At 65.4% G+C, this 14,000-nt stretch carries 15 protein-coding genes and 2 tRNA genes; 7 read left to right on the top strand and 10 right to left on the bottom strand.

The window, feature by feature from the left end:
* Positions 1-3: 3 nt before the first annotated feature.
* Positions 4-1,839, bottom strand: coding sequence for a GGDEF and EAL domain-containing protein (locus WAF18_RS11535; RefSeq protein ID WP_337245220.1), 1,836 nt, complete (start codon positions 1,837-1,839; stop codon positions 4-6).
* 678 nt (positions 1,840-2,517) lie between these two features.
* Positions 2,518-2,781 carry an ogr/Delta-like zinc finger family protein gene (locus WAF18_RS11530; protein WP_337245219.1) on the bottom strand — a complete coding sequence of 88 codons (264 nt, stop codon included), beginning with the start codon at positions 2,779-2,781 and terminating at the stop codon, positions 2,518-2,520.
* A gap of 330 nt (positions 2,782-3,111) precedes the next feature.
* Between WAF18_RS11530 and WAF18_RS11525 the strand changes: the two genes are divergently transcribed.
* From WAF18_RS11525 to WAF18_RS11505, 5 genes are all read left to right on the top strand, one after another.
* Positions 3,112-3,540: a helix-turn-helix transcriptional regulator gene (locus WAF18_RS11525; protein ID WP_337245218.1), complete on the top strand. Its 429-nt coding sequence runs from the start codon at positions 3,112-3,114 to the stop codon at positions 3,538-3,540.
* A 162-nt stretch (positions 3,541-3,702) separates the two neighbouring features.
* On the top strand, positions 3,703-4,359 hold the full coding sequence (locus WAF18_RS11520; protein ID WP_337245217.1) for a hypothetical protein: 657 nt from the start codon (positions 3,703-3,705) through the stop codon (positions 4,357-4,359).
* A 33-nt stretch (positions 4,360-4,392) separates the two neighbouring features.
* On the top strand, positions 4,393-4,833 hold the full coding sequence (locus WAF18_RS11515) for a hypothetical protein (protein WP_337245216.1): 441 nt from the start codon (positions 4,393-4,395) through the stop codon (positions 4,831-4,833).
* Positions 4,833-5,513, top strand: coding sequence for a hypothetical protein (locus tag WAF18_RS11510; RefSeq protein ID WP_337245215.1), 681 nt, complete (start codon positions 4,833-4,835; stop codon positions 5,511-5,513). Before WAF18_RS11515 ends, WAF18_RS11510 begins: the two co-directional genes overlap by 1 nt.
* A 226-nt stretch (positions 5,514-5,739) precedes the next feature.
* Positions 5,740-6,270, top strand: coding sequence for a hypothetical protein (locus WAF18_RS11505; protein ID WP_337245214.1), 531 nt, complete (start codon positions 5,740-5,742; stop codon positions 6,268-6,270).
* On the opposite strand, the gene WAF18_RS11500 is transcribed toward WAF18_RS11505, so the two are convergent.
* Positions 6,244-6,483 carry a hypothetical protein gene (locus WAF18_RS11500; RefSeq protein WP_337245213.1) on the bottom strand — a complete coding sequence of 80 codons (240 nt, stop codon included), beginning with the start codon at positions 6,481-6,483 and terminating at the stop codon, positions 6,244-6,246. The genes WAF18_RS11505 and WAF18_RS11500 overlap by 27 nt on opposite strands.
* A 34-nt stretch (positions 6,484-6,517) precedes the next feature.
* Between WAF18_RS11500 and WAF18_RS11495 the strand changes: the two genes are divergently transcribed.
* Positions 6,518-6,832 carry a hypothetical protein gene (locus WAF18_RS11495; RefSeq protein WP_337245212.1) on the top strand — a complete coding sequence of 105 codons (315 nt, stop codon included), beginning with the start codon at positions 6,518-6,520 and terminating at the stop codon, positions 6,830-6,832.
* A gap of 480 nt (positions 6,833-7,312) precedes the next feature.
* Here WAF18_RS11495 and WAF18_RS11490 read toward each other — a convergent pair.
* The 4 genes from WAF18_RS11490 to WAF18_RS11475 form a co-directional block, all read right to left on the bottom strand.
* Positions 7,313-7,388: transfer RNA gene (locus tag WAF18_RS11490), tRNA-Glu, on the bottom strand.
* A gap of 52 nt (positions 7,389-7,440) precedes the next feature.
* Positions 7,441-7,516: transfer RNA gene (locus tag WAF18_RS11485), tRNA-Ala, on the bottom strand.
* Between the two features lie 99 nt (positions 7,517-7,615).
* A complete protein-coding gene (locus WAF18_RS11480) occupies positions 7,616-8,122 on the bottom strand; it encodes a DUF1249 domain-containing protein (RefSeq protein ID WP_337245211.1) in 507 nt (168 codons plus the stop codon).
* Positions 8,123-8,185: 63 nt separating this feature from the next.
* Positions 8,186-9,007 (bottom strand): pyruvate, water dikinase regulatory protein, encoded by an 822-nt coding sequence (locus tag WAF18_RS11475; protein ID WP_183426966.1) that lies wholly within the window; start codon positions 9,005-9,007, stop codon positions 8,186-8,188.
* Positions 9,008-9,120: 113 nt separating this feature from the next.
* Here WAF18_RS11475 and ppsA point away from each other — a divergent pair, with 113 nt between their 5' ends.
* A complete protein-coding gene (gene ppsA / locus WAF18_RS11470; RefSeq protein ID WP_337245210.1) occupies positions 9,121-11,499 on the top strand; it encodes a phosphoenolpyruvate synthase in 2,379 nt (792 codons plus the stop codon).
* 641 nt (positions 11,500-12,140) lie between these two features.
* On the opposite strand, the gene orn is transcribed toward ppsA, so the two are convergent.
* From orn to WAF18_RS11455, 3 genes are all read right to left on the bottom strand, one after another.
* Complete coding sequence (gene orn, locus WAF18_RS11465; RefSeq protein ID WP_241946213.1) at positions 12,141-12,704, bottom strand: oligoribonuclease; 564 nt, start codon at positions 12,702-12,704, stop codon at positions 12,141-12,143.
* A gap of 64 nt (positions 12,705-12,768) precedes the next feature.
* Positions 12,769-13,275, bottom strand: a complete 507-nt coding sequence (gene tadA / locus WAF18_RS11460; protein WP_337245209.1) for a tRNA adenosine(34) deaminase TadA — start codon at positions 13,273-13,275, stop codon at positions 12,769-12,771.
* Positions 13,276-13,351: 76 nt separating this feature from the next.
* Positions 13,352-13,987, bottom strand: a complete 636-nt coding sequence (locus WAF18_RS11455) for an XRE family transcriptional regulator (RefSeq protein ID WP_337245208.1) — start codon at positions 13,985-13,987, stop codon at positions 13,352-13,354.
* Between the last annotated feature and the right edge of the window lie 13 nt (positions 13,988-14,000).

The raw sequence follows: 14,000 nt of genomic DNA, 5'->3' as shown, positions 1-14,000 counted from the left end.
CGATTATAGCGAGCCGGCTTGACCGACGGTGGCGAGGTGCCCGGTCTCCGCGCCGGTCAGCGGCGACCCGGAGGCGGCGCTGTCGTGATGCCGGATGAGTGCGATCAACGCATCCGGCGCCAGCGGCCGGGAGACGTGATACCCCTGCGCTTCGTCGCACTGCCACTCGCACAGCATCGCCAGCTGGCCGGCCGTTTCCACGCCTTCGGCGACCGTGCGATAGCCCAGCTCGACTGACAGCTTGAGGACGGTCCTGATCAGCCGTGCACGACGTTCACTGGTTTCGATCCCGACCAGCAGGCCGCGATCGATCTTGATCGTCGTGGCCGGCAATTCGTTGAGATAGGAGAAGTTGCTGTAGCCGGCGCCGAAATCGTCGATCGCGACGTTGAACCCCTGCGCCTGCAGCGCGCCGAGCTGGGCGGCCACGCTCCCTTTGTCGCGCAGCCATTCGCCCTCAGTCACCTCCAGCTCCAGGCGCGCGGGTTCGACGCCAAGCTCGCGCGCCAGATCGGCGATGTATGCCGGCAACCGACCGTCGCGGAAATCCGCGCTGGACAGGTTGACCGAGATATCGAGCACCACGCCCTGCTCTTCCCAGGCCAGCAACTGGTGCAGGGCCTGGCGCAGCACCCAGCGCGTGACCAACGGCATCAGTGTCGTGCCTTCGATGACCGGGATGAACTCGTCCGGGGCGATGTCGCCGTACTCGGGATGCCGCCAGCGCAGCAGCGCCTCGACCGACCCCAGGCGCCCGGTCGACAGGCTCAGGCGCGGCTGATACACCAGCGAAAACTCGCGGGTGTCCAATGCACGCTCGACCTGGGTCGCGAGGCGGTAATGCCGCTGCAGCCGTGCGTCGCGGTCGCGGTCGTACTCGCACCAGGGCGCGCCGCTTTCCAGCGCGGCATGCATCGCGGTCACCGCCCGGCGCAGCACGTCGGCCGAATCGTGGGTCGAGAATCCCGCAACCCCGGCATGGAACACCGTCTGCAGGGTCAGCCCGCTGCTGACCACCGGTGCGCTGAGTCGCTCGCGCAGGTCGGTGAGGATCGCCGCGACCTCGTCGCGCGAGCGGCCCGCCAGTACGAAGGCGAATCGGGTCACGCCGACGTGGTAGACCCGGGCGGTCTCACCCAGGGCATCGGTCAGGCGAAAGCCCAGCTGTCGCACGATCGATTCGACCGGCGCCACGCCCAGTGCCTGGGTCAGCCGATGGGCGCTCGTCACATCGAGCACGTCGATGATGCACAGATGCGACGGCACCGGGACTGCGGGGGGCGACTGCCGCAGGGCCTCGTGCAGATCCCACGCCAACTGCTGGCGGTTCGCCAGGCCGGTGACCGGGTCGCGCCGCCCCATCGATCGCAGTAGCGAGATCTGCCCGACGACCAGGTTCGCGAACGAGCGCAGTTGCTCGCGCTCCGCCTCGTCCAGCCGCCGTGGGGCGTAGTCGATCAGGCAGATCGTGCCGACCTTGTAGCCGTCGCCGAGCACCAGCGGCGCACCGGCGTAGAAGCGCATGCGCGGCGCCTCCATGACCAGCGGGTTGCGCGAGAACAGCGGATCTGCGGTGAGGTCGGGCACCTCGTAGATGTCGTCCTGCTCGATCGCATGCGTGCAGACCGAAATCTCGCGGCTGGTGCCGCGCAGCTCGGTGCCCACACAGGACAGGAAATGCTGGTCCACCTCATCGACCAGGGAGATGAGGACCGTCTTCACCCGGAACGCGAACGCGGCCAGGGCCACGATCCTGTCCAATTCAGGATGCCCTGCCAGCGACAGCAGATCCAGGCTTCGGATCAGCGCGATCCGGTCGGCCTCGTGCAGCTTTCTCACGTCCGTCCTCCCCCTAGGCGCCTTGCGAAACGCTACTCCTGTGGCGTCGACAAGTCATGACGGCAGTGTGCCGCGCGCGACGGCAAAAAAAAACGGGCGACTTCTTGTCGAAGTCGCCCGTTCGCAGCGCGTTGAGTGGCGTCCCCACGGGGCCGGTGCGTACCCCCGGATCATGATGACCTACCGCTCTCGGTTTCGCATTCCAGCAGCGAGGAGGTCGCGCCGGGCTGCGTAGGGCTGGCCGGAGGCGATCCCTGCCGCCGGTCGGCTCCCCGGTCCTTGAACTCGCGGCGATCAGCGGTGCAAGCGCTGCCGCCGCGGCGTGAAGGTCGGGCGTCCCCACAGCTTGCACCCTAATCGCAGGGGTTCGCGCCATCCGGGAGCCATTCCCCTCGCCTCGCCCACTGGCGACGCATTTCCTGCTGCAGGGCGATAGCAGAGTCGCGCCCCCGGCGATTCTCGATAGTCGCCATTAACTCGGAGACCTTAGCGTCCGTCGAGAAGCCCTAAGGCAGCCAGTGCCGCGCCTCGCACTCGCGGCAGTGTTGCTTGTGTGCTGTGCGCAGCGAAATGTCGTGCGTCTCGCTGATGCGCAGCGCACAACGATCGATCATCTGCGTGCGATCGCGGTCGAGGTGTTCGCCGGCGTGCCGGTCAAGCCAGCGGCGTGCGACATCGTCAAAGCTCGATCGCGAACTGCAGTTGTGAAATGAGCTGGCAGCGTTGCACGAAGCGCGACAATGCCAGGTTGACCTCGGGATTGGGCATGGCCGACGGCGACAGCGTGTGGATCGCCTCGAGGCCGCACACCAAGACATGGCCGCACTGCACATTCCGGCACTGATAGACAACCTCGCGGTAGATGGCCGTCTGCTTTGGGCTGGTGCGCGCGGTTACGGTGTGCTCGCAGTGCGGACACTGCATGCCTGGACCTCGTGACATCAGGATTTCCCCTTGCGGCGACGCTTTCAGACTGCCAGGCCTTGCTTGAGACCGAGTGCGACCGCGCACCGGTGTGCCTCATCCCGGCTACCCTTCTTCTTTCCGGACAGGACCTGGTGCGCGGCGTGGTAGTCGAGGCGGTGTTCACGCGCGAGTCAGTGTGTGGCGCCGGTGCGGTCAAAGTCCGCACGGATCTCGTCGGGCGTTCTGACCGTCACGATCAGCGACGTCTTTTCTTTACTCTGCGACATTTGAGATAGTTCAAAATGTTCAATTCGGAACAGCGATTAGGGAGCTATTGCTCCCTATTCAAAAGGATCGGGGGATCGAATGTTCTCTGCAGCCCGGCTCAAGGAAGAGAGGAGCCGCCTCGGCTTCACGCAGCAGCAACTCGCTGACACAGCGGGCATCTCGAAGAAGTCGCAAACCAATTACGAGCTCGGGCACCGAGAGCCCGATGCGAGTTATCTCGCCTCAATCGGGGAGGCTGGCGCCGACGTGCTCTACATCCTCACCGGCAAGCCCGCGCTGGGCGGCTCACCAGCCGAGATCGAACTGGTGGCGCGCTTCCGCGCTGCGTCACCGCAGCTGCAGTCAGCCGCGCTGGCTGTGCTGGGCGTGGCCAGCGCCGGTACCGGCGCTCCGCAAGTTAGCGGCGACGCCCACGGCCAGGTGAGCCTAGGCAACGACGACAGTCCGGCCAGACCTTCCATGTCGGCGGCTCAAAAAAGGTATCGAAGTGACGCGCTGCGGCGATGACAGCCTTTCCGTGGGCCAGTTTGTTGCCGGCAACGTCATCGCGGGCTCCATTAATTTCGTCGCGCCGTGCCGGGTGGCATGCCGACTGCACTGCGCATAGTTTCGGGCATGAAGCCCACGCTCGACGTCGGAGCCTGCAGACGTATCACAGGGGAAATCGTAATGAACACCGCAACCATCAGTGCGCTGCGTCCGGCGCCGGTCACGGCCACGTGGATCTGTCTTGCGATCGCATGGGGGCTCTTCCTGCTGCCGGTGCCCGGCCTCGGCCTCTTCGTCGGTTGGCCGCTCAACTTGGTCGCCTTTATCCTCGCCGTCGTGGTGATGACGCGCGGCCGCACCGCAGGCGGCCTGATCCCGCTGCTTGCATCGATCGTCATCTCGCCGATCATCTACTTCATCGGCCTCGCCATCTTCGGTGCTGCCATCGGCGGTTCCGGCTACGACGACTATAAAGCGCGTGCCGAAGCGGCGCAGACGCGCGCTGTCGAGCCCGTGCAGGTGCTCGAAGCCCCCGTGGCTACGGTGGATGCGCAGGCGCTGTATGCGGCCTACAACGCGAACGAGGTGTCGGCAGACAACGAGTTCAAGGGTAAGCGGCTCGCGGTCACTGGCATTGTGTCCGGCATCAACAAGGACTTCATGGACAAGGTCTACGTGGAGATCGAGACCGGCCAGATGTTCCAGTCAATCCACGCGCGCGGCCTATCGCCCGACGTGGCCGCGGCTCTGCAGAAGGGCCAGGGTATCGAGGTGGAGTGCACCGGCGCCGGCCTGATGGTGGGCTCGCCGATTCTCGACAACTGCGAGCTGCGCTGAAAATCTCCCGGCTCCTCGATTGGATACCGCCGCATGCACCACTTCGATGATTCTTCCGCCGAGGGCCAGCAGAACTACGGCCCTGTCACCCAAAAGGACGTGACCTTCAATATCTGCGCTGCGCCGGTTCCGGTTCGCGCGATGACGCTCGAGCAGATCGCGACGAAGTTGAAGACCAGCGAGCAGATTCAGAAGCGATACGCGATTCGGGCGTGGGCACCAGGTGCGGGCATGGCGCTGGTCGCGCTGGCGATGTTGTGGATTGGGGCACCGTCGATCACGACGGCGCCGGAGTCCTCGGGTACTCCGCTAGCATCGCTCATCGTGCTCTTGCTGAGTGTCGGCACCCCGTGGCTGATGTTCCGCCTCAACTTCAAGGCATGGCGGGACGAGCGCACCCGGCGACGCCACAGGTACGGTAGCGAAGCCCAGTGCACATTCGAAGCGATCAGCAGCATTCGCCGGGAGGATTAATGAAGCTTCCTGCCGTCGCCGAGAGCTTAAATAGCATCGATTGGCCTCTGACGCTGTCGACGATTGGGTCAGCCGCCGCGTCGGCTGTGATGCCGATTGCGACACTTGTGCTCGCCATCTTCACAGTCATGCTCGCGCGGGAAACCCGCCGCATGGCACGTGCGACCGAACGTACCGAGGTTACGGTCACGATCGAGCCGAACCAGTGGGGAATGATGTATTTCGACATATGGGTGGCGAATACGGGAAACCGTGCAGCCTATGAGGTGAGCGTCGAGTTCGACCCGCCCTTGGTGGGCTACGAGCGCGCCGACTCGTCACCACCACCGCTTCAGCGTATCAGTGTGATGCGACCTGGGCAGACGTTGCGAAGCTTCCTCGGCAACGTCCAGAAGATCGAGGATCAACGGACCAAGGCGACGGTTACTTGGCGCGTTGGCAGCGCGACCGGCGAGGTGCAACGCACGCAGTACGCGATCGACTTCGACTTCATCCGCAACCACAGCATGCTAGGCGAGAACAATCCGATCGTGCAGATCGCGAAGGAGGTGAAGCACATCCGCGAGGATTGGAAGTCGATTGCGCGCGGCCAGAGGCGAATCCAGGCCGATCAGTTCACGGCTGCGGATAGAAAGGAGGCGCAGCGCCTCAGCGAAGAAAAGTATCGAGCGATAAAATAAAACTGAACCAATCCAAATCTTTAACAGATCGAGAGGAAAAAGCCGATGAATGATAAGAACAGAGAGCGCAACCCGAGTCCGCCCTCCAAGCCAACGCCCTCGCAAGAGAGTCACAGAGATCAGGTGATCAAGCGCGAAAAGGTCCACGGCAATGTGATTCGTGACACGTTGCCGCCCCCCCCTCCGCCGAAGTCGAAGTAATCCAGCTGGAGTGCTAGGGTCCCCTATGGACATCGGTAAAGAATGTTGGAACCTGCTCTGGGCGGTGGAAAGGTCGGCGCGATATCACGCGCGCCGGCAGAACTTCTTCGACCGCTGGCACAAGGTCACGGCTGCGGCTGGCGTGATCTTCGGATCCACCGCGGCCGTGAATTTGCTCAGCCATGGAGACAAAGCACTCACCTTGACTGCGGCACTGGTGATCACTGTGCTGTCGACCGTTGACCTGGTCGTCGGCACCGCTGCCATGGCACGTATGCATAGCGATCTGAAGCGCCGATACCTGCTGCTGGAAGGCGATATCAGCTGCGCCGATACGCCCGGCAAGGAAGACATCACGCGATGGCGTCAGGAGCGTTTGCGGATCGAGGCGGACGAGCCGCCCGTCTATGTGGCTCTGGATCTGCTGTGTGAGAATGAGATGGCACGAGCCAAAGGACGCCCGCAGCGAGCCGCATTGGGGTTCTGGGACATTGTCACCAGTCATTGGCTGCGCCACGAGAACATCATTCTACGATTGGCGGATGAGAAGCCCTAGATCATTACGAGTCGACAGGCTAACCGAGCAGATCGGCAGGCGGTTGTCTCCATCTCCAGCGCAGTAGTGAATCCGCCGTTGCCGTCGATCGAATGCGTCGCCGACGATTAGCCAGTCTGCGCCGTCGATCTCCGGCTTGAAACCGTGAACCGTGACGCTGCGCTCCGGGAACAGATCGGTGCCGCTGAGCGCAAGGGAGTAGGTCAGTTTCATCTCGCCGCGGCGCAGGCGCTGCCATTCCGCGTCGGTGTGTTCGCGCGCGATCGGCTCGCTGGGGGGACTACCGAACGCACTTACGTATGCCGACTACACTGCCTGGGGTGCCGCCGAGCGCGCGGGCGGCGCCTACGGCGGTGGCTCGAAGCGGCGCTCGCGCAGCGAGTGGCTGATGCAACGCGACGCGCACCCTGCCCTGATCAGTGAAGACGACGCCGAGCTGATCCTCGCCGCTTTGGAGGTGGCACACGCCGTCAGTCCCATGTCCGGCGCAAACTGGCAGCGCGATCGCGCATCCAACGCGCTGCTCGGCGACCTGTTGTTCTCGCCGGACGGCACGAAGTAGTCGGCGGAGAAGGACCGCTATCGCTGTGTTGGGAAAGCCGGGCGCTCCGTCGCGCACGATGCGATCGAAGGACCGATCGTCGACCAGGTGCTCGGCGATCTTCGATAGGCAGGGTTCGCTGCGGCGCTGCGCCGCGCGACGGTCGCGTCATTGGCCAGCGACATCGACACGAGCGCGCTCGATCGTCTGCGCCGCAAGGTCGCAGCAAGACGCTCGACCTTGCAACACGACTCTCCAATCCGTACCGGTCTTGCGCAAGGTCGAGGAGTTGGAGAGCGAGCGCGCGATCGCGTGCGGAACTGCTCCGGGTAGAAGCGGATGCGGATAGCGCCGCAGCAGTCACGGAGATTTCGATCGAGGACGTGCAATGTGGCCTCACCGGTATTATCGAGGGCACAGGCGAACGTGTCGAGCTGGATCCGGTCACGCTAGAGGCGCGTATGCACTACCAGCTTGCCGCCCCCTTTTCGGGAGTTAAAGTGGCGTCCCCACGGGGATTCGAACCCCGGTGTCCACCGTGAAAGGGTGGTGTCCTAGGCCTCTAGACGATGGGGACGCAGAAGACTGCATCGTGTCGAGAACCGGCCTTGTGGTTGTCGACGAAATTGTGGTGGAGCCAGGCGGGATCGAACCGCCGACCTCCTGCATGCCATGCAGGCGCTCTCCCAGCTGAGCTATGGCCCCACAGTGGGAAGCGCGAAATTGTAGGGATGCCGTGCGGCAACGTCAACAAGTTTTCGCTTCCACTTCGTTCGCAACTTGCGGCCTTCCGGGAGGGGGCCTTCAGCCGAGGAGTTCGGCTTCGTTGCGAGCGAGGCGCGCATCATCCAGATTCGGACGCAAAGTTGCAACCCCATGTCCCTGCTCGACCAGATATTGGAGCCACTTGCCCAGAAACGTATTCATGCGCAAGCGGTGGTCGACCACTTCGGCCGGCGGCGGAAACATGCCGATGACGTCCTGCCAGCGCCGGCCGACGTAGCAATGTGTTGCCTCGACCTGGCCGGCATCGCGATACAGGCGCAGGTGCGCGGACGGGTCCGGTTCGCCGGTCAGCGGATCGAGCATGGTGTAGCTCAGCCGCAGTTCGGTGGTGTAGCGATGCTGCGCGATCACGTCGAGCTGGACCGTCGGCGTGCCCGGCGCCTGCGACAGGTAGGTGCCGGGCGGCAGATCGCCAGGATGGAACAGCCGGGTGAGCCGGACGTGGTTCTCGGCGTACAGCGCCATCAGCCAGCCGAAGCGGCCCAGTGCGGGCATCCGGACGCGCTTGGAATCGACATTGGGCATGACGCGATCCTACACGCCGCGGAGTGAACCGCCCGGCAGCCCCCGGCGCACGCCCACGTCGCGTCAGTACATCACCCGCTCGATGCCCAGCGTCGACATGACCTTGCTGGAAATCTCCTCGATCGAGGTGTTGGTCGTGCTCAGCACCGGAATGCGCTCGGCGCGGAACAGCGATTCGGCCGCACTGACCTCGTGCCGGCAGGTCTCGAGCTTGGCGTAGCGCGAGTTCGGGCGCCGCTCCTGGCGGATCTGGGCCAGACGCACCGGATCGATCGTCAGGCCGAACAGCTTGGCCCGGTGCGCGCGCAGCCGCGGCGGCAGCCGGTCGTGCTCGAGGTCCTCGTCGGTGAGCGGATAGTTCGCCGCGCGCACGCCGTGGTGCAGCGCCAGGTAGATGCAGGTCGGCGTCTTGCCTGCGCGCGACACCGCCACCAGGATCACGTCGGCCTCGTCGTAGTTGACCGACATGCCGTCATCGTGCGCGAGCGCGAAGTTCATCGCGTTGATGCGGCGGTGGTAGGTGTCGAAATCGACCATGCCGTGCGCGCGGCCGACGCGCGATTCGCGCGCCTCGACCAGCTCGCGTTCCAACGGTTCGATGAACGGCGCGAAGACATCGAGCACCAGCGCCCCGCTCTCCTCCAGGATCGTCGCCAGAGCGGGGTCGACACAGGAGCTGACGACGATCGGGCGTGCGCCCATGGCCTCACCGCGGGCGCGGATCAGCGTCGCGACCTCATGCGCGCGCTCGGGGTTGTCGACGAACGGGATCCGGTTGGTGCTGAACTGTGTGCCGCTGAACTGGGTCAGCAGGCTGTGGCCGATGGTCTCGGCGGTGATACCGGTGCCATCTGAGACATAGAACACAGGACGAGGGGTCGGCATGACGGGACCGTCGCAACGGCGAGCGCCGCGGCGCCCGGGAAGGCTAAAATAACTGTTCTGCGCCGGACCCGCCGGTCCGGCCGTCCACGATCACGCGACACGGAGCCTTCCTCTTGAGCGCCAACATCCTGTGGCTGCACGACCTTCGCCTTACCGACCTGGCCCAGGTCGGCGGCAAGAACTCCTCCCTCGGTGAGATGATCGGCAATCTGGCCAAGCTGGGCGTCTCGGTGCCCGGAGGCTTCGCCACCACGGCCGACGCGTTCAAGGCCTTCATCGCCCACAACGATCTGCATCAGCGCATCTTCGACCGGCTCGCGCCGCTCGATGTCGAGGACGTCGGCGCCCTGACCGCCGCCGGTCGCGAGATCCGCGGCTGGGTGGCCGAGGCGCCGCTGCAGCCTGAGCTCGACGCCGACATCCGCAAGGCCTACGCGGCGCTGTGCGCCGAGAATGGCGGCGGCGACATCGCGGTCGCGGTGCGTTCCTCGGCGACCGCCGAAGACCTGCCCGACGCCTCGTTCGCAGGGCAGCAGGAGACCTTCCTCAACGTCACCGGCGTCGAGGACGTGCTGCACAAGGTCAAGGAGGTCTTCGCCAGCCTCTACAACGACCGTGCGATCGCCTACCGCGTCCATCACGGCTTCAAGCACGAGGACGTGTTCCTGTCGGCCGGCGTGCAGCTCATGGTGCGCTCGGACATCGGCGCTTCGGGCGTGCTGTTCACGCTCGACACCGAGTCGGGCTTCCGCGACGTGGTGTTCGTGACCTCGAGCTTCGGCCTGGGCGAGATGGTCGTCCAGGGCGCGGTCAACCCCGACGAGTTCTACGTCTACAAGCCCACACTCAGGGCCGGCAAGCCGGCGATCCTGCGCCGCTCGATCGGTGCCAAGCAGCTGCGGATGGTCTATTCCGACGTGCCCGGCGAGCGCGTACGCACCGAGGACACCCCCGTCGAGCTGCGCAACACGTTCTCGCTCACCGACGAGGACGTGCAGGAGCTCGCGCGCCAGGCGTTGATCATCGAAGAGCACTACGAGCGCCCGATGGACATCGAATGGGCGAAGGACGGCGTCAGCGGCAAGCTGTTCATCGTCCAGGCGCGCCCGGAGACGGTGAAGTCGCGCGCCAAGAACACCCAGATCGAGCGCTTCTCGCTGGAGCAGCGTGGCGAGGTGGTCTGCGAAGGCCGTGCGATCGGCCAGAAGATCGGCGCGGGCGTGGCGCGCGTGGTCCGCCGGCTCGAGGACATGGATCGGGTGCAGCCGGGCGATGTGCTCGTGGCCGACATGACCGATCCGGACTGGGAGCCGGTGATGAAGCGCGCCTCGGCGATCGTCACCAATCGCGGCGGCCGCACCTGCCATGCGGCGATCATCGCCCGTGAGCTCGGTGTGCCGGCCGTGGTGGGCACCGGCAACGCGCTGGAGACGATCGAGGACGGTCAGGAGGTCACGGTCAGCTGCGCGGAGGGCGACACCGGCTACATCTACGCCGGCACACTGCCTTTCGACCGCATCACGACCGATCTGACCTCGATGCCCGAGGCGCCGCTGAAGATCATGATGAACGTCGCCAACCCCGAGCGCGCGTTCGATTTCGGCCAGTTGCCCAATGCCGGCATCGGCTTGGCGCGTCTGGAAATGATCATTGCCGCGCACATCGGCGTGCATCCCAACGCCCTGCTGCAGTACGACCGGCAGGATGCGGAGACCAAGAAGAAGATCGATGCCAAGACCGTCGGCTACCGCAGCCCGGTCGACTTCTACGTCGATCGCCTGGCCGAAGGCATCGCGACGCTGACCGCCTCGGTCGCGCCCAATCCGGTGATCGTGCGCCTGTCGGACTTCAAGTCCAACGAGTACGCCAACCTGATCGGCGGCAGCAATTTCGAGCCGCACGAAGAGAACCCGATGATCGGCTTCCGCGGCGCCAGCCGCTATGTCGATGATTCGTTCGCCGAGGCGTTCGCGCTCGAGTGCCGCGCGGTGCTCAAGGTCCGCAACACCATGGGCCTGGAGAACCTGTGGGTGATGATCCCGTTCGTGCGCACGCTCGACGAGGGCCGCAAGGTCGTCGAGGTGCTCGAGAAGAACGGTCTGAAGCAGGGCGAGAACGGCCTGAAGATCATCATGATGTGCGAGGTGCCGTCCAACGCACTGCTGGCCGACGAGTTCCTCGACATCTTCGACGGGTTCTCGATCGGCTCCAACGATCTCACCCAGCTCACGCTGGGCTTGGACCGCGATTCGTCGATCGTCGCGCACCTGTTCGACGAGCGCGATCCGGCCGTCAAGAAGTTGCTGTCGATGGCGATCAAGACGGCGCGGGCGAAGGGCAAGTACGTCGGCATCTGCGGTCAGGGGCCGTCGGACCATCCGGACCTGGCGCAGTGGCTGATGGAAGAAGGCATCGAGTCGGTGTCGCTCAACCCCGACACCGTGGTCGATACCTGGCTGAAGCTGGCCAAGTCCAAGGCACGCGCGGGCTGACCGCCTTGCCCCACGAAAAGCCCGGGCTGTTCCCGGGCTTTTTTGTGGCTCTTTGCGAGGTCAGGGACATCTTGCTTTTCCACTGCCTCCTCTCCGGAACGCGCGTCGCACCGGCCGGGGATTGCTCCCCGGCTCGGTCAGCCATCCATGGCTGACTCGCCGCCGCGGGCCATCCATGGCCCGCTATCGCAACCCCCGACCAGCACGACGCACTGAGCCTGCCAGTGCGCGATTTCTCCCAGCATGCGACGTTGCGTTTACTCGAGGCCGGAGCGCACACGTCTGCAGCAGCGGACTGCCGGCCGGTGGCCGCGCCAAGCGCGCCATGGGTGAGCCCGTTCTGCTTGCGCGGCATGCCGCGCGAGCGGGCGAACGCCCGGCGTGCTACGCCGGGCCGGACCGATCCGCAAAGCGGAGCGGGCGCGCGCCCGAGTCAGGACAGGGTGAGCATGGATGGCGTGCGCGGCACTGCCGCGCATCCATGCGAACGCCACGCGTGCTTCGCGTGGCCGGACCGCGAAGCGGCCTGCCGAGGGAAGAGCGGCTACCGGGCGGCAGGCCGATGTCTATCCGAAGTGGCCCCCGCAACGGCTCGCGCAGCGAGCACTAGAGCCGTGCACCTTTCTACCGCAGGCAAGGAATCAAGGCTGCGCCAGCGCCGCCATGTGGCGCCGGTAGTGCCGGAGCTCGTCGATCGAATCGTGCACATCGCTCAGCGCCGTATGCGCCGAATGCTTGGTGAAGCCCGACAGGATCTGTGGCGCCCAGCGGCGCGCCAACTCCTTGAGCGTGCTCACGTCCAAGTTGCGGTAGTGGAAGAACTTCTCCAGCGCCGGCATCTGCCGGTGCAGGAAGCGCCGGTCCTGACAGATCGAGTTGCCGCACATCGGCGAACGCCCCGGCTCGACCCACTGCTGCAGGAACGCCAGCGTGCGTGCCTGCGCCTCGGCCAGGCCGACCCCCTGCTCCAGCGAGCGGGCCCACAGCCCCGAACGCGTGTGCTGGTTGCGGTTCCAATCGTCCATCGCCTCGAGCACATCGAGCGGCTGCACGATCGCCAGTTCCGGACCTTCGGCCAGCACGTTGAGATCGCCATCGGTGATCACGGTGGCGATCTCGAGGATCTGGTCGTGGTCGGTATCCAGACCGGTCATCTCCAGATCGATCCAGATCAGCCGGGTATCGCTGTGCCTGTCGGCATTCATGGGCAGGTCGCCATCGCTGTCGTGGCGCGCATGATATCGCAGCGGTCCACGCGCCTCGCCTGCGTCAGCGTAGCGGGCGGCCGCGCTTGCGACGGAAGTAGTTTGTCAGCATCGGTCCGGCGACCTCGGCCAGCACCCCGCCAGTCACCTCGACCCGGTGGTTGTGCCGCGGATCGCCCAGCACGTCGAACACGCTGCCCGCCGCGCCGGTCTTGGGGTCGAACGCCCCGAACACCACGCGCGCGATCCGCGCATGGATCATCGCCATCGCACACATCGCGCAAGGCTCGAGCGTGACCACCAGCGTACAGCCGACCAGCCGGTGGTTGCCCAAGGCCTGACCCGCACGCCGCATCGCCACGATTTCTGCGTGCGCGCTGGGATCGTACTCGGCGATGTTGCGGTTCCACCCCTCGCCGATCACCTCGCCCCCCGGCGAGACGATCAGCGCCCCGACCGGGATCTCGTCGTCCTCGACCATCGCCCGTTCGGCAAGCCTCAGCGCCCGGCGCATCCACGCCGCGTCCGCATCGGCGGCATCGATCACAGAGGGCGCGTGGGGTTCCGGCATCCCAGCATTATCGCCTGCGGCCGGCGGCACGTCCCAGGCCCTGCGTGCGCCCGCGCAAGGCGGGGCCCGGCCGAGCTCAGACGCTGCCTTCCTGCTCGTGCATGGTGATCAGCGATTCCATCAGGTCTTCGTCCGCGCTCGAGCACACGCCAAGCAGCAGGGCCTCCTCGCAGCCGGTGTCGACGATGTAGGCATGTCCCATCTGGCTGTCGATGTAGATGCCCTCGCCCTCGCTGAGCACCACCGGGTCGTAGAACTCGCTGTGCACCTGGACCCGCCCCTCGAGCACATGGATGTACTCCTCGCCGGGGTGACGCACCAGATCGCCGAACTCGGCCGTCGTCTTGGCGCGGACCCGGGTGACGATCGGGATCATGCGTTTGCGCCGCAACTCGGTGCACAGATAGAAATAGTCGTAGTTATCGGTCTTGACCCGCAACGCCTTGTCGAGGGTGCCGATGCTGCGGCGGGCGGTCACCGCCTGCGGCGCGGCGCCCGGCTCGGGTTCGGCGAACAGCTCCGACACACGCATGTTCAGGCGCTGCGCCAGGTGCTGGAGCTTGTCGTAGGTCAGGGTCAGTCGGTCGTGCTCGATCTTCGACAGGGTGGACAGCGGGATGGCGGTGTGTTCGCTCATCTCCCTGAGCGTCCAGCCCCTGCGCGTGCGCAAGCCGCGCAGCAGGGTTCCGAGCGTGGGGCTCTTCGGACTCATCGACAGGCCTTGT

Origin of the sequence: Luteimonas sp. gir, from assembly GCF_037198055.1 — a bacterium.
Taxonomy (GTDB): Bacteria; Pseudomonadota; Gammaproteobacteria; order Xanthomonadales; family Xanthomonadaceae; genus Luteimonas; species Luteimonas citri_A.
The sequence above is the reverse complement of the archived record's forward strand: the minus strand, read 5'-3'. Positions and strand labels throughout refer to the sequence as shown.

Excerpts from the sequence above, each read along its gene's own strand:
- WAF18_RS11530 (WP_337245219.1), bottom strand. The coding sequence starts at position 2,781 with ATGTCACGAGGTCCAGGCATGCAGTGTCCGCACTGCGAGCACACCGTA.
- WAF18_RS11525 (WP_337245218.1), top strand. The coding sequence starts at position 3,112 with ATGTTCTCTGCAGCCCGGCTCAAGGAAGAGAGGAGCCGCCTCGGCTTC.
- WAF18_RS11520 (WP_337245217.1), top strand. The coding sequence starts at position 3,703 with ATGAACACCGCAACCATCAGTGCGCTGCGTCCGGCGCCGGTCACGGCC.
- WAF18_RS11515 (WP_337245216.1), top strand. The coding sequence starts at position 4,393 with ATGCACCACTTCGATGATTCTTCCGCCGAGGGCCAGCAGAACTACGGC.
- WAF18_RS11510 (WP_337245215.1), top strand. The coding sequence starts at position 4,833 with ATGAAGCTTCCTGCCGTCGCCGAGAGCTTAAATAGCATCGATTGGCCT.
- WAF18_RS11505 (WP_337245214.1), top strand. The coding sequence starts at position 5,740 with ATGGACATCGGTAAAGAATGTTGGAACCTGCTCTGGGCGGTGGAAAGG.
- WAF18_RS11500 (WP_337245213.1), bottom strand. The coding sequence starts at position 6,483 with ATGAAACTGACCTACTCCCTTGCGCTCAGCGGCACCGATCTGTTCCCG.
- WAF18_RS11480 (WP_337245211.1), bottom strand. The coding sequence starts at position 8,122 with ATGCCCAATGTCGATTCCAAGCGCGTCCGGATGCCCGCACTGGGCCGC.
- WAF18_RS11475 (WP_183426966.1), bottom strand. The coding sequence starts at position 9,007 with ATGCCGACCCCTCGTCCTGTGTTCTATGTCTCAGATGGCACCGGTATC.
- orn (WP_241946213.1), bottom strand. The coding sequence starts at position 12,704 with ATGAATGCCGACAGGCACAGCGATACCCGGCTGATCTGGATCGATCTG.
- tadA (WP_337245209.1), bottom strand. The coding sequence starts at position 13,275 with ATGCCGGAACCCCACGCGCCCTCTGTGATCGATGCCGCCGATGCGGAC.
- WAF18_RS11455 (WP_337245208.1), bottom strand. The coding sequence starts at position 13,987 with ATGAGTCCGAAGAGCCCCACGCTCGGAACCCTGCTGCGCGGCTTGCGC.